Consider the following 21,487-nt stretch of genomic DNA (forward strand, 5'->3'; position numbering starts at 1 on the left):
AACAGGAATGCGCGCCGGCTGCAGGCCGGAGGGCTGGCGTCGAGCGGTGTTGCCGGCGGCGCCACGCGGGCGCCAGGCCGTTACTGCGCTTGTTTCTGCTGCACCTTGCTGCCGTCGTGCAGCGCGTCTGGCGGGCTCAGCACCACCGTTTCACCGGCGCTCACGCCCTTCAGCAGCTGGCGGTCCTTGCCCATGGCCTGGCCGGCCTGCACGCTGCGCTGCTGCACGCGGTTGTCATCGCCCAGCACGAACGCCACCGACGCGCCGTCGCGCTGCACCAGGGCGTTGTCCGGCACGCGCACGCCCTGCGCCGTGCTGGCCGCGGCCTGCGGCTGCGCCTGTTCCAGGAAGCTGACCCGCACGCCCATCTCCGGCACGATGCGCGGGTCCTTCACCTTCAGCGCCACCCGCACCTTCACCGTGGCCTTGCCGCGGTCGGCGGTGGGAATGATGGCGATCACCTCGCCCGGAATCTTCCATTCCGGGTAGGCATTGAGTGTGGCTTCCACCGGCATCTTCGGCTGCACGCGGCCAATGAAGGCCTCGCCCACTTCCACTTCGATTTCCAGCGAGTCCATGTCGACGATGGTGCCGATGCCGGTGCGGGTGAAGCCGCCGCCCGCCGACAGCGGCGAGACGATTTCGCCCGGCTGCGCGGCCTTGGCGGTCACCACGCCGGAAAACGGCGCGCGCACGATGTTGTTGTCCACGCCCAGATCGGCAATGGCCAACTGGTCGCTGGCGACCTTGACGTTGCGCTGGGCCGTTTCCAGCTGCGCGCGCAGGCTGTCACGCTGGGCCACGGCCTGGTCGTACTGCGAACGCGAGACCAGCTGCTGGCCCACCAGGGCCTGCAGGCGGCTGGCTTCGGCGGCGGCCTGGCGCTGCTGCGCCTCAAGCCCGGCCACCTGCGCACGTGCCGCCTGCACCTGCGATGCCGACAGGCTGCGCTGTGCATCGGCATCGATCGGGTCCAGGGTGGCCATGATCTGCCCGGCCTCCACCCGCATGCCTTCTTCGATCATGACCTCGCGCACCTTGCCGGTGATCTTGGCCGACACCGTGGCCATGCGCCGGGCCACCACGTAGCCGCTGGCATCAAGCACCGAACTGCTGGCATTGCCCTGCTGGATGGCCACGGCCGGGGCGGTGCTTACTTCCACCGCCGGTTCGCGGCCGAACAGCAGGAAGGCCGCGCCCCCGAGCAGCAGCACCAGCAGCGCCAGCACGATCCACAGCCAGTGGCGCGAACCACCGCCACCGCGCGGGGGCGGCGGCGCGCCGCGGTCGATACGGAGTTCTTTCAACAATTCGGCAGAAGCGTTCATTGCGTTCCATCACAGGCGTTCGGGCGGGTGTGACCGGAGGCGCGGACAGCGGCGGTTCCGGCGGTGGAGCGTGCGGCACAGCATGACGGCAGGCACGGCGGCAGGGGCAGTGACAGCTGTCATTGGAAGTTCCTGACGGCGGCAACTGCCGGATGTGACCATGGCGGCACAGGATGGCAACGTCCCCGCTACCGGCACTGCCCATGGATCCGATTCCCCCGTCGCTGGCCCGCCTGCAGCAGGTGCAGGTGCACTACGGCAACCACACCGCGCTGCACGGTATCGACCTGCAGGTGCGCGCTGGCCAGGTGCTGGCGCTGCTGGGCCGCAACGGTGCCGGCAAGAGTACCGCGATCAGCGTGCTGTTGGGCCTGCGCCGCGCCGACGCCGGCCAGGTGGAGCTGCTGGGCGGTGATCCGCAGCAGCGCGCCAGCCGCCTTGGCCTGGGCGTGATGCTGCAGAGCACCAACCTGCCGCCGATGCTGCGCGTGGACGAACTGGTGCAGCAGGCCCGTGCCTGCTATCCCGACCCATGGCCGTTGCCCGAAGTGCTGCAGCGCTCCGGCCTGCAGGACGTGGCACGGCGCCGCTATGGCCAGTTGTCCGGCGGCCAGCAGCGCCGCGTGCAGTTCGCCATTGCCATCTGCGGCCGGCCGCGCGTGCTGTTCCTGGATGAACCCACCACCGGTCTGGATATCCAGGCCCGGCAGGGGATGTGGCAGGCGGTGCGGCAGTTGGTGGCCGAAGGCTGCGGCGTGCTGCTTACGACACACTATCTGGAAGAGGCCGAAGCGCTGGCGCAGCGCGTGGTGGTGCTGGAAGGCGGCCGGGTGCTGGCCGACGCACCCTTGGCCGAGCTGCGCCTGGCCGACCGGCCGCGCCGCATCCGCTGCCGCAGCGCGCTGGCTGTCGAGGACGTGCAGCACTGGGCGGGCGTGCAGCAGGTGCAGCGCGACGGCGCGCATCTGCAGGTGCTGGCCAGCCCGGCCGAACCGGTGGTGGCACGCCTGCTGGCCGCCGATGCGCAACTGCAGGAACTGGAAGTGCAGGGCGCCGCCCTGGCCGACGCGTTCCTTGACCTGACCCGGGAGGCTGCATGAACACCCTCGTCCAACTTGAATCCAGCCGCGCAGGCCGTTGCCGTGCCGCGCTGCGCCCCTATGCCGCCGAACTGCTGGCCGAGCTGCGCCGCGCCTGGCGAACGCCGGCCTTCGTGCTGCCGTCGCTGTTGTTCCCGGTGCTGTTCTACCTGCTGTTTGGCGTGCTGCTGGGGCGCGGCCATGCGCCGCTGTACCTGCTGGCCACCTACTGCGTGTTTGGTGCCATGGCGCCGGCCCTGTTCGGCTTCGGCGTGCAGCTGGCGCTGGACCGCGAAGGCGGCCTGCTGACCCTCAAGCGCGCGCTGCCGCTGCCCCCGGCGGCGCCGTTGCTGGCACGGCTGGCGATGGCGGTGCTGTTTGCCACGTTGATTGCCGCGCTGCTGATCGCGGTAGCCCATGCCTTCGGTGGCGTGCGCCTGCAGCCGCTGCAGATCCTGCAGCTGCTGGCCGTGGCGGCGCTGGCCGCGGTGCCGCTGGGGGCCATCGGTCTGCTGATCGGCAGCCACGTGGGCGCCAGCGCGGCGCCGGCGGTGGTGAACCTGGTGTACCTGCCGCTGGCCCTGCTGTCTGGCCTGTGGCTGCCGTTGGCGGCCCTGCCGAAGGTGTTTTCCACGGTGGCGCCGTTGTGGCCGACCTGGCACCTGGCGCAGCTGGCGTTGCCGGTGGTGGGGCAGCCCGCGGCCGGCAGTACGCTGGGCCATCTGCTGGCGCTGCTGCTGGTGGCTGCTGCAGCCTTGCTGCTGGCACGCCGCCGCCTGCGTCGGATCGGCTGAACTGGCATGATCGACAGCGATCATCCTCGCCTGGATTCCCCCGTGCCATCGAACTGGCTTGCGTCGCTGCTGCGCCCTGCGCCGGATTCATCGGTGGCCGATCTGCTGCGGCGTGGCAAGTCGCCGTGGAGCGGGGCCATCCACCTGCTGTGGTCGGTGTGGATCTTCCTGACCCCGGTGCTGGGCAATGGCTTCACCCTGCGCTGGCTGTTCATCACCCTGGCCAGCTATCCGCTGTTCCTGCTGCTGTACGCACGCGTGATGCTGGCGCCGCGCCACCATGCCTGGCGCTACGCGCTGGCCATGATCGCCATGGCACTGGTGCTGCTGCCCTGGTATCCCTCGGGCCTGAGCTACTTCGTGTTCGGCTGCGTGCTGCTGCGCATGAGCGGGCGCGGTGGCTGGTGGGTGTACCTGCTGCAGCTGACCGGCTTGAACCTGCTGTTCGGCGCGGTGGCGCTGTACTTCGGCTACCCGTGGCAGGCGCTGGTGTGGATGCCGGCGGTGTCCTTCATCGTCGGCCTGGTGGTGAACGTGGAATCGCTCAGCCACCAGCGTGACGTGGCGCTGCAGCTTTCGCAGGACGAAGTACGACGGCTGGCCACCACCGCCGAGCGCGAGCGCATCGGCCGCGACCTGCACGACCTGCTGGGCCATACCCTTTCGCTGATCACGCTGAAGCTGGAACTGGCGCGCAAGCTGTACGACCGCCAGGACGAACGTGCGCGGCAGGAGATCGGCGAGGCCGAGGCGATTGCCCGCGAAGCGCTGGCGCAGGTACGCAGCGCGGTGACCGGTATCCGCGCCAGTGACCTGGCCGGTGAGCTGGCCTCGGCGCGCTTGCTGCTGGAATGCCAGCAGGTGCACCTGCAGTACAGCGTGCCGCCGCCGATGCCGGTGGAGGTGGAACGCGGCCTGGCGCTGGTGCTGCGCGAAGCGGCCACCAATATCGTGCGCCATGCGCAGGCCACGCAGGCGCAGGTGGACTTCATGCTGGAAGGACGACAACTGGTGATGCAGATACGCGATGACGGCCGCGGCGGGGTGCAGGCCGAAGGCAATGGCTTGTGCGGCATGCGCGAACGGGTGGCCGCGCTGGCCGGTGCGCTGGCCGTGCAGTCGCCGCGTGGCGAGGGCACCGTGCTGACCGTGCGCGTGCCGCTGGCGGCGGCCACGGTGGCGGTGGCCCCGGCGTCGGCGTCGCTGCCGCAGGAGGGCGCGGCATGATCCGCATCCTGCTGGCCGAAGACCAGGCCATGGTGCGCGGTGCGTTGTCGGCACTGTTGGGCCTGGAACCGGATATCGAGGTGCTGGGCAGTGCGGCCGATGGTGAAACCGCGTGGCGGATGCTGCAGCAGCTGCAGCCGGACATCCTGGTGACCGACATCGAGATGCCGGGCCTGACCGGCCTGGAACTGGCCCAGCGCATCGCGCGGCAGGAGCTGCCGATCAAGGTGGTGATCGTGACCACCTTCGCCCGTGCCGGATTCCTGCGCCGCGCGCTGGAGGCGGGCGTGCTGGGCTACCTGTTGAAGGACGCCCCGGCGGAGAACCTGGCCGAGGCCCTGCGCAAGGTGCAGCAGGGCGTTCGTGCAATCGACCCGCAACTGGCGCTGGACGCCTGGTCGCAGGCCGACCCGCTGACCGACCGCGAGCGCCGCGTGCTGCGCCTGGCCGGCGAAGGCCGCAGCGCCAGCGAGATTGCCGAGCAGCTGGGCCTGTCGCACGGCACGGTGCGCAACTACCTGTCCGAATGCATCGGCAAGCTGGGCGTGGCCAACCGCATCGAAGCGTACCGGCTGGCGCGGCAGAAAGGCTGGCTGTAGGCACCGGTAGCGCCGGGCCATGCCCGGCGGGCGGTTTTCACGGGGGGAAAGCAGCCGAGCATGGCTCGGCTCTACAGAAAGCGAACTGCTTTGCGCGGCTTCCGCTACATGCCGGCACTCGCGGCTGTGGCTGTTGATGTTTCCGCCTTGTAGCGAGCCGAGCACCGCAGGTCCGGCGAGGGCGAAGAGGCGCCGGTGTCTGAGCGCAGCGAGTTCGGCGCCGTCCCTCGACGGACCGAGGAGCGCAGGGTACCGGCGCGCAGCGCCGGCTCGCGGATGGCGGAGCGTTTCTTTGGTTACTTTCTTTGCGCGCAAAGAAAGTGACACCTTCCCGCAGGACCGGAAACGATCCGCCGGGCATGGCCCGGCGCTACCCCTTCAATCCTTGCCGCGCGCCATGGCCTGGAACACGCCGTCGCGGCGCACCCACAGGTGGAACAGCGCTGCGCCCACGTGCATCAGCACCGTGGCGAACAGTACGTAGGCCAGCAGGCTGTGCGCATTGCGCAGGGCGGCATACAGCGCCGGGCTGTGCGGCACCAGGGCCGGCAGGTGCACGCCGCCCCACAGGGTGATCGGATAACCACCGGCCGACAGCATCGCCCAGCCGATCAGCGGCATCGCCAGCATCAGCCCGTACAGCATCCAGTGCGACGCCGTGGCCGCCAGCACCTGCCAGGCCGGCAGATCGGCCGGCAGCGGGGGCGGCCGGTGGCGCAGGCGGTTGTACAGGCGCAGCAGCACCAGCACGAAGATCGCCACGCCCAGCGGCCGGTGCAGGTCGATCAGCATCGGCCGCAGGTGCAACGAAGCGACCATGGTCACACCGATGAACAGCATGGCCACGATCATCACCGCCATGGTCCAGTGCAGCACCCGCGCCAGCAGGTTGAAGTGGCCGTTGCCGGTGGTCATCGTGCGGCCTCCTTCGGCTGTTCGACGTTGCCGGCGGCGCGTTCGCGTTCGCGGCGGTTGAAGGACTGTGAGTACACCGCCGAGCGGGCGGCCAGGATCGGATCATCGCTGCCACGCACGCCGCTGGGCAGGATCAGCGGATCGAAGTTGATCTGCCCGCAGGCGCCTTCTTCCTGCGATTGCATGCGGTCCAGGCTGAGCACGCCGGCCACTACCTGTTCGCGGGATTCGGGCCACGGCACCGACGGGTCGTCGATGGCATCGCCGGCGGCGGCGGTGCTGACCACCAGGTTCCAGCGCACCGGGCCGTTGGCCAGGCGCTGGCGCAGTTCCTGGCTGAGGAAATCGACGCTGGCCTGCTTGCGCGCCTCGGCATCCATGACCACTACCGGCGCCAGCGGCTGCCAGCGCCAGCGCACCGCGCGCTTCTGGCCCTGGGCGTTGGTGAACCAGAAGCTGTTCACGCTGTTATAGGTGGTGTCGGCCCAGCTGCTGGTCCACGGCGCGGTCTTGGCCCACTGCTGGAACGCCTGCGCGCTGGGGTATTTCGCCAGCACGGCGGCCATCTTCGCCGGGTCGGGCTTGCCGGTAGCCGGGTCGGGAATGCCGGCGCGGGTCTGTTCGAAGAAGGCCTCGGCGGTGGGTACGGCGAAGAACGGGAAGCTGTTCATCGCCATCCGCCATTCCTGGCCGTCATCGCTCACCATCTGCACGGCCAGGCTGCGCACCCGCGCGGTGTTGTCGGCGCCATAGGGATCGCCACCGCCGATCGACAGGCGGCCCATCACCGGCACGCGCGGCTGCGAGAACACCCGTGCGCTGGACAGGGGGCGGGCCTGTGCGCTGGGTTCGAACCAGCCGCTCACGCAGATGCCCTTGCTGTGCGCACGGCGGAAGCCGGGATGGGCCGGGCCGGTGGCTTCGATGGTGTCGGTGAAGCGCTGCGCGGTAAGGCGGTCGCCGATCCAGCCGGCCAGCCAGGCGAACACGAGCGCAACGCCGCCCAGTATCAGCGCGATCAGGGCGATCCAGGGCAGGGGCGTGTGCGGGCGGGGCGAGCGCGGCCCCTGGCCGGCGCGGGTAAAGCGGAACAAGGGCATGGTCGGGTTCCTGCCTTCACTGGACGTGTGGGTGGTCGACCCGCACATCCTCGCAGAACCCTTCCAGGCCCGGTATTCAATTTTTCGTCAGATTTGCCGACCGGTTCCGGTAGCGCCGGGCCATGCCCGGCGGCATCTTCAGGCGTAACGCGCCTTCAGCATCGCCCAGGCCGAACGCAGCGCCAGCGCTTCGCCACCGGCCGGGCGGCCCGGGCGTTCGCCGTCGTTCCAGGCGTACACATCCAGGTGCGCCCAGCGCTGGCCCTCGGCCAGGAAGCGTTCCAGATACAGCGCGGCGGTGACCGAACCGGCCATGCGCGAACCGGCGTTGGCCAGGTCGGCCACGCCACTGGACAGATAGCGCAGGTACGGGCGCCACAGCGGCATGCGCCACACCGGGTCACGGGTGGCATCGCCGGCCTGCAGCCACTGCTGGGCCACGCTGTCGTCGTTGCTGAACAGCGCCGGCAGGTCCGGGCCCAGCGCGATGCGCGCCGCACCGGTCAGGGTGGCGAAATCCAGCACCAGGTCCGGCTGCTGTTCGCTGGCGAAGGTCAGTGCATCGCACAGGATCACCCGGCCTTCGGCGTCGGTGTTGTCGATCTCCACGCTCAGGCCCTTGCGCGTGGCGATGACTTCGCCGGGGCGGAACGCATCGGGGCCGATCGCGTTTTCCACCGCCGGCACCAGCAGGGTCAGCCGCACCGGCAGCTGCTGCGCCATCACCAGCCCGGCCAGGGCCAGGGCGTGTGCGGCGCCGCCCATGTCCTTCTTCATGTTGCGCATGCCATCGGCGGGCTTGATGTCCAGGCCGCCAGTGTCGAAGCACACGCCCTTGCCGACCACCACCAGCGCCGGGTCGCTTTCCTTGCCCCAGCGCAGCACCACCAGGCGCGGTGCGCGGTGCGAGGCACGGCCGACGGCGTGGATGGCCGGGAAGTTCTGCTGCAGCAGCGCATCGCCGGTGATCGCTTCAACCTGCGCACCGTGGGCGTCGGCCAACGCGCGCGCGGCGTCTTCCAGCTGCTGCGGGCCCATGTCTTCGGTGGGGGTGTTCACCCAGTCGCGCACGCGCAGGCTGGCGGCGATCAGGTCGGCCACTTCACCCTGCGGCGCGGCCACCAGCTGTGCCGGTGCGCGGTTGCGCTTGCGGTAGCGGTCGAAGCGGTAGCTGCCCAGGCCCCAGCCCAGTTCCAGCAGGGCCTGTTCGTCGGCGCTCAGTTCGCTGGCCAGCTGCCACACGCTGCCTTCGGGCAGGGCGTGCGGGGCATGGGCATAGCTGTAGGCATCGGCACGGTCGCCCACGCCGATCACCGCACCGGCCAGGCCATCGCTGCCCGGCAGCAGGGCCACGCTGTGCGCGGCGGCGTTGAAGCCCTGTGCGCTCAGCCAGGCCTGGGTGGCCGCCGGCTGGGTCGCCTTCCACGCCTCGAACTGGCTGCGGTCGAGCACGTACAGCGGCAGGGCGGTGGCGGTGGAAGCGGTGAAACCAGTGATCTCGCTCATGCGTCAGCTACTCCGGGGTGCGGCGGCGTCGAGGTTGGCATCCAGCCAATCGGCCAGGCCGGTAAGGGTGTCGAACTGCAGGTCAGGCTGCAGCTGCGGATGATTCCAGGTGGCCGCTTCGCGGTTGATCCAGCAACCGCGCAGGCCTGCGGCGATCGCGCCGGCCACGTCCATTTCAATGTGGTCGCCCACGTGCAGCACCTGCGCCGGGGCCACGCCCAGGCGTTCGCAGGCGGCATGGAAGATGCTCGGTTCCGGCTTGGCGGCGCCGTGTTCGCGGGCACCCAGCTGGAAGGCGAAGTGATGGGCCAGGCCGATGCGCTCAAGGTCGGCGTTGCCGTTGCTGAGTGCGGCCACCGGTACGCGCGCGGCAATGCGGGCCAGTGCATCCAGCGCGTCCGGATAGCACTCCACCTGGTTGCGCGCGGCGTAGAACGCCTCGTAGGCCGGCTCCAGCAGGTCCAGGCTGGCGCCACTGTTCTGCAGCGCCTCCTGCAGGGTCAGCCGGCGCAGCGCGCTCAGGTCGAAATGCAGCTGTGGGTTGTCGCGGAACGCGCGCTCGCGCAGTTCGCGCATGGCCGCCACCGGATACATCGCGGCGGTGGCGGGGCTGTGTTCACGCATCCAGTCGTACAGGACCTGGTCGATGCGGGCGCCGATGGGAGCAAACGGCCACAGCGTGTCGTCGAGGTCGAGGGTGATGGCAAGGACAGGGAAGTTCACCCCGCCATTCTACGCCCGCGCGGCCGGGCTTTCATTCCAGCAGCCGCGCCCAGCCCTGCATGCCTTCCAGCCGTGCCAGCACCAGCTTGATGCAGACCAGCAGCGGCACCGCCAGCAGCAGGCCGATCATGCCCCAGGCCCAGCCGAACACCATCAGCGCCAGGATCAGCACCAGCGGCGACAGCTTCATGCGCCGGCCCAGCACGATAGGGGTCACCAGCTGGCCTTCCAGCGTATGCAGGGCCAGGTAGGCGGCGGCCGGCAGCAGCGCCTGCAGCGGATCGCGGAATTCCACAAAGCCCATCAGCAGCATCAGCGCCACGCCGATCAGCGGGCCCACGTAGGGCGCGAAATTCAGCAGCGCCGCCACCGTGCCCCACAGCAGCGCTTCCTGCAGGCCGATGCCCAGCAGCATCAGCACGCCGGCAAACAGCAGGCCGACCAGGGTGTTGATGACGGTGATCGTCAGCACGTAGCGCGATACTTCGCGTTCGATCGAACGCAGGATGTCACTGGTGAAGCGTTGCTGCTGGCGATTGGGGAACAAGGCGATGGCCGCGCGCTGCAGGCTCTGCCCGTAGATCATGAAGAACAGGGTGAGCAGCACCACCGCCAGTACCGAAGCGGCCAGGCGCGGGGCGCGGGTCAGCATGCGGTAGGGATCGTCCAGCTGGGTGCGGATGACCTGCACGCGGCGGCTGCTCTCGCCGCCGGCCACGCGGGCGAAATTTTCCGCGGCCTGGTTGGCCTGCTGCACCGGCTTGGTCAGGTCCTGCACCTGGCGCGCCACTTTGCGCAGCTGCTGCGGTGCTTCCTGCGCCCAGTCCATGGCCGGGCCCACCAGCTGCACCGCCAGCGCGGTGGTCACCCCCAGCCCGGCGCCCAGGATCAACAGCGCGCCCAGTGCGCGCGGAATCCACAGTTTCTGCAGCAGGCGCAGGATCGGGTTGCCCACCAGGGCGAAGAACATGGCCAGCAGGATGGGCAGGAAGATGTCCTGCGCCGCCCACAGCGTGTACGCCACGGCCAGGGTGGCCAGGATCACCAGCGACATCGGCCCGCGCGGGCGCGACGGCGGCGGCAGCGGCGCGTCGGGCGCGGGCGAAGAGGGGGACAACAGGGGCTCGCTCATCGGCGCACCGACCGGGAAGGGAAGCGCATTATCGTCCCGCCGCGATCAACGCGGCGGGTTCACGGTGTCAACGTTCAGAGACGTCGGTAGCGGCCTCGGCCGGCTGCGGTACGCGCAGCTCGTCGGCCGCATGCGGGGCCGCAGGCGCAGAAGCCGGTGGCGGCGTGGCCTGCCCGGCGGCCGTATCCGCAGCGGTGTCGGCGGCGGCATCCGCGGTCTCGGCGGCCTCGTCGGCGGTATCGGCGGCATGGGCCGCCATCGCCGCGGCGAACGCCGCCTGGCCACTGGCCATCAGGTTGGACACCGAGCCGATCATCTGCAGCCAGCGCGCGCCATTCACCTTGCCCGGCACTTCCAGCTTGCCGGCCACAAAGCCGCCGGCCAGGCCGACCACCACGATGCGCAGCGGCGACCAGCCGCGGCGCCAGACCTGGCTGAGCACGCCCCAATTGTCCTGGGTTTCGGCCATGCGCACGGCCACCACCTGTTCGCAGCGCTTCACCCGCCGCTGCAGTGCGCCGAATTTCATGGCTTGCCCTCCGGAATCTGCACATCGGCGTCCGGGTCATCCTCGCTGGGCTCATCGAACAGGCCCAGGCGTGACAACTGACGCCGGGTGGCATGCATGCCGGTGTGGTGGAAGAAGTAGGACACCCGCCAGATCGCGTAGCCGGTAACGGCCAGGCTGAGCAGGGAGGTGATCAGCAGCGCCTGCAGCCAGCTCAGGCCCCAGCTCTGCAGCAGGGCGATGAGGGTGGCCGCCATCAGCAGCCAGGCCGAGGCGCCGAACACGATGCCGACTCCGGCCCACGCCAGCGCACGGCCGAACGCACTGCGGGCCAGGGCGAAGTCGGCCGAGGCCAGGCGCCGCAGCGAACGCAGCGAGTGCTTGGCCGAATCGGCGGCGGCTTTGCCGGCCGCGCCGACCTGGCGGATGCTCTCGTCCAGCGGCGGGGTCGCCGCCGGATCGGGAGCCTGCGTGGTGTCTTCGCTCACGCGGCTTACTTGTTGTTGCTGCTGGCCAGCTTGGCAATCAGCCAGCCGGCGGCGAAGGCAACGCCGAACGAGGCCAGCGGACGTTCACGGATCAGCTCGGCGGCGCTGTCCACCAGATCCTTGCCCTTGTCCATCAGCGCATCGACCTGTTCCTTGGCGGCGGCACCGCCGAACTCGGCAGCGGCCAGGCCGGACAGTGCGCTGTCGGACAGTTCGGCCTTGACGTTGGCCTTGCCGATGCGCAGTTCGTCACCGGCGGCGCCGGTTGCACCCTTGATCGCACCGCCGGCAGCGCTGGCGGCCTGCTTCAGGTGGGAACCGGCTTCACCCAGGTGTTCCTTCAGGTTCTCGGTATTGGTGGGGCTCATCGAATCACTCCTGTTGCGATGGGGGGACGAACGGATGTTCGGCCGATGGGACGGGTAGCAATAGCATCGGCCGGGTATAGGGGGTGTTACGGCGGGGCGATCAGCGCATCACCAACTGGCCCTGCTGCTGGCCATTGTTGCGCAGGATGCGCAGCACCAGGGTGGGCGGGCGCTGCTGGAAATTGGCGCGCCAGCTGGCCAGGTCGGCGAATTCACCCACCGTGGCCTCGGCGATGATGTCGCCCTGCTGCAGGCCGTTGCTGGCCGCGCGGCTGCCGCGCTTGACCTCGCTGACCAGCACGCCGCCCACGCCGGACTGGCGCAGCGATTCGGGCAGATCGACGAAGGTGGCCCCGCCCAGGCGCGGGTCCAGGCTGTCACCGGTCACCGCACGCGCCTGCTCTTTCAGCGTGGCCTTGATCTGCAGCGGCTTGCCCTCGCGGCGCACGTCCAGGGTCAGCACGCTGCCCACTGCGGTCAGGCCTTCCACGTTGTGCAGCGCTTCGGCACTGTCCACCCGCTGGCCGTTGGCCGACACCACCACGTCGCCGGGCTTCAGCCCGGCGCTGGCGCCGGCCGAACCGGCCAGCACGCGGGTGACCAGCGCGCCGCGCGTTTCGCCCAGACCCAGCCCCTGGGCGATCTGCGCACTCAGGTTCTGGCTTTCGATGCCCAGCGTGCCGCGCACCACCACGCCATGCTTCACCAGCTGGTCCACCACGCTGCGGGCCAGGTTGGATGGAATGGCCAGGCCCAGGCCGATGTTGCCGGCCATGCTGCCCTGCGGGTTGTAGCTGGCGGTGTTGATGCCCACCAGCTGGCCCTGCAGGTTGACCAGCGCGCCACCGGAATTGCCGGGGTTGATGGACGCATCGGTCTGGATGAAGTTCTGGTAGCCCAGCCCGCGGATGCCGCTGCGGCCGACCGCCGAGACGATGCCCGAAGTGACCGTCTGGCTGAAACCGAACGGGTTGCCGATGGCCACCACGAAGTCACCCACGCGCAGCTGGTTGCTGTCGGCCAGCTTGATGTCGGTCAGGTTCTGCGCCGGAATGCGGATCAGGGCGATATCGGTGTCGCGGTCCGAGCCGAGGAATTCGGCCTTCACCGTGCGCCCGTCGGCCAGGGTGACCTGCACGTCGTCGGCGTTGTCGATCACGTGGTGGTTGGTCAGCACCAGCCCCTCGCTGGCATCGATGATCACGCCCGAGCCCAGCGATTCGTTGATGCGTTCCTGCGGAATATCCGGGAACAGGCGGCGGAAGAACGGGTCGTTGAAGAAGGGGTTGCGTACGCGCACCACCTGCTTGGTGTTGACGCTGACCACCGCCGGCATGGCCTTTTCCAGCATCGGCGCCAGCGAGGGCACCGCCTGTCCGGCCACCGATGCCGGCAGCGCCGCGGTGGTGGGCAGTGCGGCCGGCAACGGTGCTGCGTCGGCACGGTTGTCCAGGTGCGCGTTGAGGCCGTTGGCAACGAAGCCGCCGAAGGCTGCGGCAATGGCGAGCGTGAGCAGGGTGGGTAGCGGTCGCATGGCAGTCAAATTGTTGGCGTGGGTGGGGGCCGTAGGCCTATACGGTAGAACAAGCTGAATGAGTGTGTCGCGATCCGGATAAATGGCCCATGAAAAAGCCAGGGCGCTGGCGGCGTCCACGCGACGCGCGCCGGTACGCATGCAGGCAGCGGGCGACAGTTGGACACAGCGCGATACTTGCGCAGTTCCGCGCATATGGGCAGCACGATGCCGCTTGGCCGCAATTGCCGCAACGCGCGGCCAGCGCACGTTCCAGCGCATGCAGCTGCGTGCCCGCAATGTTCGCGCACCGCTGAAAAAAAGGGGTTTGCCGGATCCTGCACGGCGTAACGACCCGGTCCGCTTACCTTAGTACCGTCGCACAGGATGCGATTGCAGAAGCGTGACCCGTTCCACGATGGCGATTGTCGGTATAGCATCGCCCCGTTTTGACAATCCAGGCCCCCAGGAGGGCAACATGAGCAACGGTAATGGTGTGTCGGTCGTGACCGACGCCGTCGAGAACGTGAAAGAAACCGCCACCAACGTCGGCGAGACCATCGCCCACGCCGCCGAAGACGCCGTGAAGTCGGTCAAGAAGACCGTCAAGCGCGCCACCAAGGCTGCCGGTACCCGCGTTGCCAAGGCCAAGAAGGCCGTGGCCAAGGTCGAAAAGACCGTTGCCAAGAAGGCCGAGAAGGCTGCCAAGTCGGTTGGCAAGACCGTTGCCAAGGCGAAGAAGAAGCTGGAAACCGCCAAGAAGAATGCCAAGGCCGAAGCCGCTGCCCTGAAGAAGGAAGTGGCCAAGAAGAAGGCGGCTGCCGGCAAGGCCGTGACCAAGAAGGCCGCCGCTGCCAAGAAGACCACCAAGGCTGCCACCAAGGCTGCCGGCAAGAAGGTCGCCACCGTGAAGAAGGCCGCCACCAAGAAGGCTGCCGTGGCCAAGAAGACCGTGGCCAAGAAGACCGCCGCTGCCAAGAAGGTTGTCGGCAAGAAGGTCGCGACCGCCAAGAAGGCTGTGGCCAAGAAGACCGTTGCTGCCAAGAAAGTTGCCGGCAAGAAGGCCGTGGCTGCGAAGAAGGTTGTCGGCAAGAAGGTTGCGGCCGGCAAGAAGGTCGCCACCAAGAAGACCGCCGTGGCCAAGAAGGCCGTCGGCAAGAAGGTTGCCGCCACCAAGAAGGTCGCCACCAAGAAGACTGCGGCCGCCAAGAAGGTTGTCGGCAAGAAGGTCGCCGCCACCCGCAAGACCGTGGCCAAGAAGGCTGCACCGCTGAAGAAGGTCGCGGCCAAGAAGGTCGCTGCCAAGAAGGCACCGGCCAAGAAGGTTGTCGCCAAGAAGGCGCCGGCCAAGAAGGTCGTGCGCAAGGCTGCCAAGCGCAAGTAATCCGCGCCGGCGCCATCGACCCTTCCGCCCGGTCCGGGCGGAAGGGTTTTTTTTTGCCTGTCAGTGGCGCGCCAGCTGCACCGTCGGCCGCCACTGCAGCACCGCCAGCGCGACCAGCGGCAAGGCACCGCCGAACATCGCCACGCCGGTCCAGCCGAAGTGATGCCAGGCCAGCGCGCCGGCCCACGAGCCGAACGCCCCGCCCAAGAACATGCCCGTCATGAAGACGGTGTTGAGCCGGCTCTTGAACTCCGGGTGCAGGCCGTACACCTGGTGCTGGTGGCTGACCAGCGCTACCTGCACGCCGAAGTCGAGCACCACCACGCCCAGCACCAGGCCGGCCAGGCCTGGCCACAGGCCCAGCAGCAGCCACGATGCCAGCGTGGCCAGCACACCCAACCGTACCACCGGTGCCGGCCCACGGCGGTCGGCCAAGCGCCCGGCCATCGGTGCGATCGCTACGCCCACCACGCCGATGATGCCGAACAGCCCGGCCGTGGCAGCACCCAGCTGCAGCGGCGGCGCTGCCAGGTGCAGTGACAGCGTGGTCCAGAACACCGAGAACGAAGCGAACAGCAGCGCCTGCGCCCAGGTGGCCCGGCGCAGCAGCGGATGGTCGCGCCACAGCGTGCGCAACGATCCCAGCAGTGCACCGTAACCGGGCGGGTGGCCCGGCGGTGCATGCCGTGGCAGAGAACGCGCCATCAGCAGGGCCGCGCCCAGCGCCAGCGGCACCCCCAGCCAGAACATGGCGCGCCAACTGCTGGCGCTCGACACCAGTCCGGCCAGCGTACGGCTGAGCAGGATGCCGGCCAGCAGGCCGCTCATCACCGTGCCGATGGCTGCACCGCGGCGCTCCGGCGCCACCAGCAGCGCAGTGAACGGCACGATCTGCTGGGCGACGGTGGCGGCCGCCCCCAGCAGGATCGCGCCGATCGCCAAGGTGGCCAGCCCCGGCGCCAGCGCCGACACCACCAGGGCCAGCGCCACCGCCAGGAACTGCAGCACGATCAGCCGCCGCCGTTCGTGGCGGTCGCCCAGCGGCAGCAGCAGGAGCAGGCCGGCGGCGTAGCCGAGCTGGGTCAGCGCGGGTATCCAGCTGCTTACCCGCACATCGCCCAGGTCATGGGCCATGGCCGCCAGCATCGGCTGGTTGTAGTAGATGTTGGCCACGCCCAGGCCGGCGGCCACGGCCATGGCGAACAACGGTGCGGCGCGCGTGGCGCCGACCGCAGTGGGGGAGGAAGACATGACACGGCTCCTGACGGAAAAACGCGCGGGCGTGCTGCAGTGCCCGCGCGCGGGCAGACCTCAGCCTTGCACGAAGGCCAGCAGGTCCGGATTGATCACGTCGGCGTGGGTGGTCAGCATGCCGTGCGGATACCCCGGGTAGACCTTCAGCGTGCCGTTGGCCAGCAGCTTGATCGACTCACGCGCGGCCGCATCGATCGGCACGATCTGGTCGTCGTCACCATGCAGCACCAGGGTCGGTACGGTGATCGCCTTCAGATCTTCGGTGAAGTCGGTTTCGGAGAAGGCCTTGATGCCTTCGTAGTGGGCCTTGGCGCTGCCGGCCATGCCCTGCCGCCACCAGTTCTGGATGGCACCGGGAACGACCTGTGCGCCTTCGCGGTTGAAGCCGTAGAACGGGCCGCCGGGCAGGTCCAGGAAGAACTGCGAGCGGTTGGCCGCCAGTGCTGCACGCAGGCCGTCGAACACATCGATCGGCAGGCCCTTGGGGTAGGCCGCGGTGCGCAGCATGATCGGCGGCACCGCGCTGACCAGCACGGCCTTGGCCACGCGGCCCTGCGGCTGGCCGTAGCGGGCCACGTAGCGCGCCACTTCGCCACCGCCGGTGGAATGGCCGATATGCACCGCGTTGCGCAGGTCCAGGTGCTGCATGACCACCGCGGCATCGGCGGCGTAGTGGTCCACGTCGTGGCCTTCGCTCACCTGCGCCGAACGGCCGTGGCCACGGCGGTCATGGGCGATCACGCGGAAGCCCTTGGCCAGGAAGAACAGCATCTGCGTATCCCAGTCATCGCTGGACAGCGGCCAGCCATGGTGGAAGACGATCGGCTGGGCCTCCTTCGGGCCCCAGTCCTTGTAGAAGATCTCGACGCCATCGGGGGTGGTGACAGTGCTCATCCGGGTAACTCCTCAGGGGTGGGTGGGAACGAGGTCCACGCTACGCCTGGGAGGCTCGGCGCAACATCACACGCTCGGTTCGCCGGGGCATACCTTGGTGTGATCGCCTGCTTCGAACAGCCGCTGCAGGCAGTCGGCCAGCGCATCGGCGTCCACCGGCTTGCGCAGGAACGCGACAGCGCCGGACGCACGCACGCGCTGTTCCACGGCCGCGGTGGGGAAGGCAGTCAGGAAGATCATCGGCGGCACCGCACCGCGCGCGCGCAGGCGTGCCTGCAGTTGTTCACCATCGAGTACGGGCATCTGCACATCGCTGATGATGCAGGCCGGCGCGGGCAGTGTGCTGTCATCCAGCAGCGCCTGGCCGTGGGCGTAGGCACGCACGGCATAGCCCAGCGCGCGCATCAGGCTGGACAGCGACGCGCGGACGCCGGCATCGTCGTCCACGATCGCGATGAGGGGGGGCGGAAACATGTGGGACTCCTTCATGCCACCCCGGACGCAACGGGTCCGGGCTTGGCTGGTGTCCTTTATGCCGCAGTCGCGCGGCCGCCACCATCATACGCAGGTGTGGGTAGCGGCCCGGGCGCGGCCTGTGCTCAGTGGCCGATGCCCAGGGCTTCGGCCTGGCGCACCAGCTCGGCCAGCGAGCGCACGCCCATCTTGCGCATCACGTTGCCGCGGTGGATCTTCACCGTGATCTCGCTCAACTGCAGTTCGGCGGCCACCTGCTTGTTCATCAGGCCCGACACCACCAGCGCCATCACTTCGCGCTCGCGGCTGGTCAGGGTGGCGTAGTGCGCGCGCACGCCGTCCAGCGCGCCATCGCTCTGGCGGCGCTGGCGGTCGCGCTCGATGGCTGCGGTCACCGCATCCAGCATGTCCTGGTCGCGGAAGGGCTTGGCCAGGAAATCCACCGCGCCGGCCTTCATCGCCTTCACCGTCATCGGAATGTCGCCATGGCCGGTCATGAACACCACCGGCAGGGCCACGCCCTGGGCGGCCAGCTGGGCCTGCACATCCAGACCGCTCACGCCCTGCAGGCGCACGTCCAGCACGATGCAGCCGGGCACATCGGGCAGCGGCTGCGCGCCCAGTTCGCCAGGGGCCGCGTACAAGCGCGTCTGCAGCCCGACCGAGCGCAGCAGGCTGTCCAGCGAGGTGCGCACGGACGGATCGTCATCCACGATCACCACCAACGGCGGCGCAGCGGGTGGGGGCGCGGAACGATGCATGTCAGGCGGTCTCCGGTGCAGTGGCCAGCAGCAGGGTAAAGCAGGTGCCGGTGCCGGGCGTGCTGCGCACCTGCAGCTGGCCGCCGTGGGCTTCCACGGTGGTGCGGCAGATCGGCAGGCCCATGCCCATGCCCTGCGGCTTGGTGGTGAAGAAGGGCTCGAACAGGCGCGCCACGTGTTCGGCGGCGATGCCCGGGCCGGTGTCGCTCACGTCGATGCGCACGTGGCCGTCGATCGCCTGCAGTTCGATGTGCAGGGCGCGCACGCCGGGCTGCCCGCTCATGGCCTGGCAGGCATTCAACAGCAGGTTCACCAGCACTTGCTGCAGCTGGATGCGCTGGCCCGGCACGTCCGGCAGCGCGGCCACCTGGTCCACCTGCACCTGCACCTGCTCGCGCTGCAGCTCGTGCTGCAGCAGGCGCAGGGCATCGTCCACCAGCACGGCCGGGGCCAGCACTTCGTGCGCGGGCGGCGTCTTGCCCAGGAAGTCGCGCACGTTCTTGACGATGCCGCTGGCACGGCGCCCTTCGGCAATGGTGCGTTCGATCGCCAGTTCCACTTCGTGCAGTTCTGGCTGCGGTCGGCGCAGCCAGCGCAGCCCCGCCTCGCCATTGGTCACCACTGCCATCAGCGGCTGGTTCACCTCGTGCGCCAGCGACGCGGTCAGTTCACCCAGGGTGGCCACGCGGCTGGCATGGGCCAGTTCGGCCTGCGCGGCCAAGGCACGGGCCTCGGCCTGCTTGCGCTCGTGGATGTCGACCACGAACACCAGCACCGTGCCATCGCCTTCGCGGCGGTCGGGGAAGGTGATGGTGAACAGCACCGGCACCGTGCTGCCGTCGGCGCGCACGATGGATGTCTCGCCTTCGCAGTGCGGCGCGCCGGCAACGAAGGCGGCCAGCGATGCGGCGAAGGTGCGGTCGTCGTCGGCCAGCACCGCATCGACCGTCGCCGGTGGTGCACCTTCGCCGATCAGGCGGCGGAAGGCCGGGTTCAGGCCCACCAGGCGCGCCCGTTGCCGGAAGCGGGTGAGCGCCTGCGGAGAGGCCTGCAGATAGGCCTGCAGCTGCGCACGATCGCCCACCCCATGCCGCGACAGTTCGGCCTGCACCTCGCTCCAGTCCTGTTCCACCACGCCGATGCGGCTGCCGTCGAACATGCGCCGGTAGCGCTGTTCGCTGCGCACCAGCGCGGCGTGTGCGGCCTGCCGTTCGCTTACATCGGTATGCGTTTCCAGCACCCGCAGCGGCCGCCCTTGGCGATCGCGCTGCAACACCCAGCGGCTTTCCAGCCACAGGGTGCGGCCGTCACGGGTGCGCTGCGCCAGCAGGCCTTCCCAGCGGTCGTGCTGCAGCAGGTCCGCTTCAATCTGCGAGCGCGGCGCCGGGTAGCGGGTCTGCAGCAGGCGGTCGGCGGGTTGGCCGGCAGCTTCTTCGCGGCTCCAGCCGTATACCTGCTCGGCGGTCAGGTTCCAGAACCCGATCACCCCGGCCGGGTCGCGCACGAAGATCATGTCGTGCGACAGGTCCAGCAGCACGGCCTGGTCGGCCAGGGTGCGCATGGAACGCTGGTTCTGCAGGGCCAGCACGGCAGCGATCGCGATCGCCACCAGGCTGACCAGTGCGCGCACGGTCTGCGGCCCCACGTGGTCGATGCCGTGCGTATCCAGGTAGGCGCACAGGGTCAGCCCGGCGCCGGCCACGGCCACGGCGATGATGTCGCCGCGGCGGCCGGTGCGCGCCACCAGCAGCACCGGCAGCACGTACAGCACCGCCACCGCGCCTTCCAGCGTGGACAGCGTGTCGAACAGGGCGATGGCCAGCACCACCACGCAGGCCACCGCACGCAGTGCCATGGCAGGAATGATCCGGTGCGGGAACACCACGTCGCCGCCGCCACTGGGGTGCGGTGCCGGGGTCCAGGGGGATGGGGTGCGCGGCGTTGGCATCGGGCCTCCTGTGCCAGGGTGGGGCGCCGCCTGTCGGCCACGCCGAAAGACCGCTGCTACGGTCCCTTGCCCGCCCATGCTGGGCAAGGACCCGGCCCGGCGTCTTGCACGGATGTGCGCAGCCGGCCGGGCAAACCAAGGTATGCCCCGCACGATACCCAGGTGCAATGGGCGCCGGCCCGCGCGCTGCCTACGCTGGATCCGTCCCCTACTGGAACCGCCGTCATGACCGCTCCCACCTTTTCCAGCGCCCTGCGCGTACGCAACGACCTGGGCGCGCAGGCCGCCGCCGATCTGGCCCCGGCGCTGACCGCGCTGCTGGCCGACATGTTCGCGCTGTACCTGAAGACCAAGAACTTCCATTGGCACATGAGCGGTCCGCACTTCCGCGATTACCACCTGATGCTGGACGAACAGTCTGCGCAGGTGCTGGCCACCACCGATGCCATTGCCGAGCGTGCGCGCAAGGTCGGCGGCACCACCCTGCGTTCGATCGGCCACATCCAGCGCATCCAGCGCCTGCTGGATAACGATGCCGACTATGTCACCGCGCAGGACATGCTGGCCGAACTGGCCGACGACAACCGCCGCCTGGTCGGCTTCCTGCGTGCCACCCATGGCGTGTGCAGCGAGTACGGCGACGTGGCCAGCACCAGCCTGATCGAAACCTGGATCGACGAGGCCGAACGCCGCAGCTGGTTCCTGGGCGCCTGCCGCGAAACCCGCTGATCACTCGACCCGTCCGCATTGCAAGGAGAGCGGTAATGCACACCCCATTGGCAGTGGCTCCCGCCGAGCCGTCCCCCGCCAGCCGCCTGGCCATGCTGGGCCATGATCTGAACAACGTGCTGCAGGCGGCCGCCGCCGCGATCGGGCTGGCACTGCAGGGCGGCCGCCTGGGCCCGGCCGACAGCGCGCTGCTGGACGTGGCCGGGCAGGCCCTGCAGCAGGGCGCCGGCATGGCCCGGCTGTTCCTGGGCCAGGACATTCCGCGTCCGTGCAGCAGTGACGGCGTGGATCTGGCCGAGCTGGTGCAGGAAATGGCGCCGCTGCTGCGGCATGCCGTCGCCCCGGCCCTGCAGCTGGAACTGGATGCCTGCGCGCTGTCCGGACGCGTGCAGGTGGACCGCAGTGCCCTGCAGCGTGCGCTGGTGAACCTGGCCCTGAACGCGCGCGAAGCCTGCGCGCCGGGCGCGCGGCTGCGCATCAGCACCGACACCTGCACCCTGGTGGTGGCCCGCCCCGGCCGCATACCGGGCCGCTACGGCATCGTGCGGGTGGCCGACAACGGGCCGGGCATCGACCCGGCCGTTGCCGCGCGCGTGTTCGAGCCCGGCGCCAGCAGCCGCGGCCCGGGGCGCGGCCTCGGCCTGGCCCAGGTGCGCGCCGCCGTGGAAGCCAGCGGTGGCTTCGTGGATGTGCAGTCCTCGCCACGCCGCGGCACCTGCTTCCTGCTGGCCCTGCCCAGCACGATCGCCTGATTCCTACGGAG

At 69.5% G+C, this 21,487-nt stretch carries 22 protein-coding genes; 7 read left to right on the forward strand and 15 right to left on the reverse strand.

What is annotated here, in order from left to right:
- Nucleotides 1–80: 80 nt before the first annotated feature.
- A complete protein-coding gene (locus C1933_RS01435) occupies nt 81–1,328 on the reverse strand; it encodes an efflux RND transporter periplasmic adaptor subunit (RefSeq protein WP_108751892.1) in 1,248 nt (415 codons plus the stop codon).
- 203 nt (nt 1,329–1,531) lie between these two features.
- On the opposite strand from C1933_RS01435, the gene C1933_RS01440 reads away from it, so the two are divergent.
- From C1933_RS01440 to C1933_RS01455, 4 genes are read left to right on the forward strand one after another with little or no spacing between them, the layout of a single operon-like run.
- Entirely contained in the window at nt 1,532–2,428 is an 897-nt protein-coding gene (locus C1933_RS01440) for an ABC transporter ATP-binding protein (RefSeq protein ID WP_108751893.1), read from the forward strand.
- Nucleotides 2,425–3,201 carry an ABC transporter permease gene (locus tag C1933_RS01445; RefSeq protein ID WP_108751894.1) on the forward strand — a complete coding sequence of 259 codons (777 nt, stop codon included), beginning with the start codon at nt 2,425–2,427 and terminating at the stop codon, nt 3,199–3,201. Before C1933_RS01440 ends, C1933_RS01445 begins: the two co-directional genes overlap by 4 nt.
- A gap of 6 nt (nt 3,202–3,207) precedes the next feature.
- A complete protein-coding gene (locus tag C1933_RS01450; RefSeq protein ID WP_108751895.1) occupies nt 3,208–4,428 on the forward strand; it encodes a sensor histidine kinase in 1,221 nt (406 codons plus the stop codon).
- Nucleotides 4,425–5,027 carry a response regulator transcription factor gene (locus tag C1933_RS01455; protein WP_108748182.1) on the forward strand — a complete coding sequence of 201 codons (603 nt, stop codon included), beginning with the start codon at nt 4,425–4,427 and terminating at the stop codon, nt 5,025–5,027. Before C1933_RS01450 ends, C1933_RS01455 begins: the two co-directional genes overlap by 4 nt.
- A 378-nt stretch (nt 5,028–5,405) precedes the next feature.
- Here C1933_RS01455 and C1933_RS01460 read toward each other — a convergent pair whose 3' ends face one another.
- From C1933_RS01460 to C1933_RS01500, 9 genes are all read right to left on the reverse strand, one after another.
- A complete protein-coding gene (locus C1933_RS01460) occupies nt 5,406–5,942 on the reverse strand; it encodes a cytochrome b (RefSeq protein ID WP_108751896.1) in 537 nt (178 codons plus the stop codon).
- On the reverse strand, nt 5,939–7,042 hold the full coding sequence (locus tag C1933_RS01465) for a catalase family peroxidase (RefSeq protein WP_108751897.1): 1,104 nt from the start codon (nt 7,040–7,042) through the stop codon (nt 5,939–5,941). Before C1933_RS01465 ends, C1933_RS01460 begins: the two co-directional genes overlap by 4 nt.
- Nucleotides 7,043–7,180: 138 nt before the next feature.
- The gene (locus C1933_RS01470) at nt 7,181–8,548 is read right to left on the reverse strand and encodes a M17 family metallopeptidase (protein ID WP_108751898.1); all 1,368 of its coding nucleotides are present in this window, start codon (nt 8,546–8,548) and stop codon (nt 7,181–7,183) included.
- A 3-nt stretch (nt 8,549–8,551) separates the two neighbouring features.
- The gene (locus C1933_RS01475) at nt 8,552–9,271 is read right to left on the reverse strand and encodes an HAD family hydrolase (protein ID WP_108751899.1); all 720 of its coding nucleotides are present in this window, start codon (nt 9,269–9,271) and stop codon (nt 8,552–8,554) included.
- 31 nt (nt 9,272–9,302) lie between these two features.
- Nucleotides 9,303–10,403 (reverse strand): AI-2E family transporter, encoded by a 1,101-nt coding sequence (locus tag C1933_RS01480; RefSeq protein ID WP_108751900.1) that lies wholly within the window; start codon nt 10,401–10,403, stop codon nt 9,303–9,305.
- A 67-nt stretch (nt 10,404–10,470) separates the two neighbouring features.
- A complete protein-coding gene (locus tag C1933_RS01485) occupies nt 10,471–10,932 on the reverse strand; it encodes a protein sip-5 (RefSeq protein ID WP_108751901.1) in 462 nt (153 codons plus the stop codon).
- Entirely contained in the window at nt 10,929–11,399 is a 471-nt protein-coding gene (locus C1933_RS01490) for a phage holin family protein (RefSeq protein ID WP_108751902.1), read from the reverse strand. The genes C1933_RS01485 and C1933_RS01490 overlap by 4 nt, the downstream gene beginning before the upstream one ends.
- A gap of 5 nt (nt 11,400–11,404) precedes the next feature.
- Nucleotides 11,405–11,767: a hypothetical protein gene (locus C1933_RS01495; protein WP_108748190.1), complete on the reverse strand. Its 363-nt coding sequence runs from the start codon at nt 11,765–11,767 to the stop codon at nt 11,405–11,407.
- Between the two features lie 100 nt (nt 11,768–11,867).
- Nucleotides 11,868–13,301, reverse strand: coding sequence for a Do family serine endopeptidase (locus C1933_RS01500; RefSeq protein ID WP_108751903.1), 1,434 nt, complete (start codon nt 13,299–13,301; stop codon nt 11,868–11,870).
- A 457-nt stretch (nt 13,302–13,758) separates the two neighbouring features.
- Here C1933_RS01500 and C1933_RS01505 point away from each other — a divergent pair, with 457 nt between their 5' ends.
- Nucleotides 13,759–14,664, forward strand: coding sequence for a histone (locus C1933_RS01505; RefSeq protein WP_108751904.1), 906 nt, complete (start codon nt 13,759–13,761; stop codon nt 14,662–14,664).
- A 60-nt stretch (nt 14,665–14,724) separates the two neighbouring features.
- Here C1933_RS01505 and C1933_RS01510 read toward each other — a convergent pair whose 3' ends face one another.
- The 5 genes from C1933_RS01510 to C1933_RS01530 form a co-directional block, all read right to left on the reverse strand.
- Nucleotides 14,725–15,915 carry an MFS transporter gene (locus C1933_RS01510; protein WP_108751905.1) on the reverse strand — a complete coding sequence of 397 codons (1,191 nt, stop codon included), beginning with the start codon at nt 15,913–15,915 and terminating at the stop codon, nt 14,725–14,727.
- Between the two features lie 60 nt (nt 15,916–15,975).
- The gene (locus C1933_RS01515; RefSeq protein ID WP_108751906.1) at nt 15,976–16,812 is read right to left on the reverse strand and encodes an alpha/beta hydrolase; all 837 of its coding nucleotides are present in this window, start codon (nt 16,810–16,812) and stop codon (nt 15,976–15,978) included.
- Nucleotides 16,813–16,878: 66 nt separating this feature from the next.
- Entirely contained in the window at nt 16,879–17,286 is a 408-nt protein-coding gene (locus C1933_RS01520; protein ID WP_108751907.1) for a response regulator, read from the reverse strand.
- Between the two features lie 125 nt (nt 17,287–17,411).
- Nucleotides 17,412–18,047, reverse strand: coding sequence for a response regulator transcription factor (locus C1933_RS01525; RefSeq protein ID WP_108748196.1), 636 nt, complete (start codon nt 18,045–18,047; stop codon nt 17,412–17,414).
- Between the two features lies 1 nt (nt 18,048).
- The gene (locus C1933_RS01530) at nt 18,049–19,995 is read right to left on the reverse strand and encodes an ATP-binding protein (RefSeq protein WP_199911401.1); all 1,947 of its coding nucleotides are present in this window, start codon (nt 19,993–19,995) and stop codon (nt 18,049–18,051) included.
- A 225-nt stretch (nt 19,996–20,220) separates the two neighbouring features.
- Here C1933_RS01530 and C1933_RS01535 point away from each other — a divergent pair, with 225 nt between their 5' ends.
- Nucleotides 20,221–20,724, forward strand: a complete 504-nt coding sequence (locus C1933_RS01535; protein ID WP_108751908.1) for a DNA starvation/stationary phase protection protein — start codon at nt 20,221–20,223, stop codon at nt 20,722–20,724.
- Nucleotides 20,725–20,759: 35 nt separating this feature from the next.
- A complete protein-coding gene (locus C1933_RS01540; protein ID WP_108751909.1) occupies nt 20,760–21,476 on the forward strand; it encodes an ATP-binding protein in 717 nt (238 codons plus the stop codon).
- The last annotated feature ends 11 nt before the right edge of the window (nt 21,477–21,487 follow it).

Source organism: Stenotrophomonas sp. ZAC14D2_NAIMI4_6 (assembly GCF_003086875.1).
Lineage (GTDB): Bacteria > Pseudomonadota > Gammaproteobacteria > Xanthomonadales > Xanthomonadaceae > Stenotrophomonas.

Coding starts and splice junctions, on each gene's coding strand:
- C1933_RS01435 (WP_108751892.1), bottom strand. CDS start 1,328: ATGAACGCTTCTGCCGAATTGTTGAAAGAACTCCGTATCGACCGCGGC.
- C1933_RS01440 (WP_108751893.1), top strand. CDS start 1,532: ATGGATCCGATTCCCCCGTCGCTGGCCCGCCTGCAGCAGGTGCAGGTG.
- C1933_RS01445 (WP_108751894.1), top strand. CDS start 2,425: ATGAACACCCTCGTCCAACTTGAATCCAGCCGCGCAGGCCGTTGCCGT.
- C1933_RS01450 (WP_108751895.1), top strand. CDS start 3,208: ATGATCGACAGCGATCATCCTCGCCTGGATTCCCCCGTGCCATCGAAC.
- C1933_RS01455 (WP_108748182.1), top strand. CDS start 4,425: ATGATCCGCATCCTGCTGGCCGAAGACCAGGCCATGGTGCGCGGTGCG.
- C1933_RS01460 (WP_108751896.1), bottom strand. CDS start 5,942: ATGACCACCGGCAACGGCCACTTCAACCTGCTGGCGCGGGTGCTGCAC.
- C1933_RS01465 (WP_108751897.1), bottom strand. CDS start 7,042: ATGCCCTTGTTCCGCTTTACCCGCGCCGGCCAGGGGCCGCGCTCGCCC.
- C1933_RS01470 (WP_108751898.1), bottom strand. CDS start 8,548: ATGAGCGAGATCACTGGTTTCACCGCTTCCACCGCCACCGCCCTGCCG.
- C1933_RS01480 (WP_108751900.1), bottom strand. CDS start 10,403: ATGAGCGAGCCCCTGTTGTCCCCCTCTTCGCCCGCGCCCGACGCGCCG.
- C1933_RS01485 (WP_108751901.1), bottom strand. CDS start 10,932: ATGAAATTCGGCGCACTGCAGCGGCGGGTGAAGCGCTGCGAACAGGTG.
- C1933_RS01495 (WP_108748190.1), bottom strand. CDS start 11,767: ATGAGCCCCACCAATACCGAGAACCTGAAGGAACACCTGGGTGAAGCC.
- C1933_RS01500 (WP_108751903.1), bottom strand. CDS start 13,301: ATGCGACCGCTACCCACCCTGCTCACGCTCGCCATTGCCGCAGCCTTC.
- C1933_RS01505 (WP_108751904.1), top strand. CDS start 13,759: ATGAGCAACGGTAATGGTGTGTCGGTCGTGACCGACGCCGTCGAGAAC.
- C1933_RS01510 (WP_108751905.1), bottom strand. CDS start 15,915: ATGTCTTCCTCCCCCACTGCGGTCGGCGCCACGCGCGCCGCACCGTTG.
- C1933_RS01515 (WP_108751906.1), bottom strand. CDS start 16,812: ATGAGCACTGTCACCACCCCCGATGGCGTCGAGATCTTCTACAAGGAC.
- C1933_RS01520 (WP_108751907.1), bottom strand. CDS start 17,286: ATGTTTCCGCCCCCCCTCATCGCGATCGTGGACGACGATGCCGGCGTC.
- C1933_RS01525 (WP_108748196.1), bottom strand. CDS start 18,047: ATGCATCGTTCCGCGCCCCCACCCGCTGCGCCGCCGTTGGTGGTGATC.
- C1933_RS01530 (WP_199911401.1), bottom strand. CDS start 19,995: ATGCCAACGCCGCGCACCCCATCCCCCTGGACCCCGGCACCGCACCCC.
- C1933_RS01535 (WP_108751908.1), top strand. CDS start 20,221: ATGACCGCTCCCACCTTTTCCAGCGCCCTGCGCGTACGCAACGACCTG.
- C1933_RS01540 (WP_108751909.1), top strand. CDS start 20,760: ATGCACACCCCATTGGCAGTGGCTCCCGCCGAGCCGTCCCCCGCCAGC.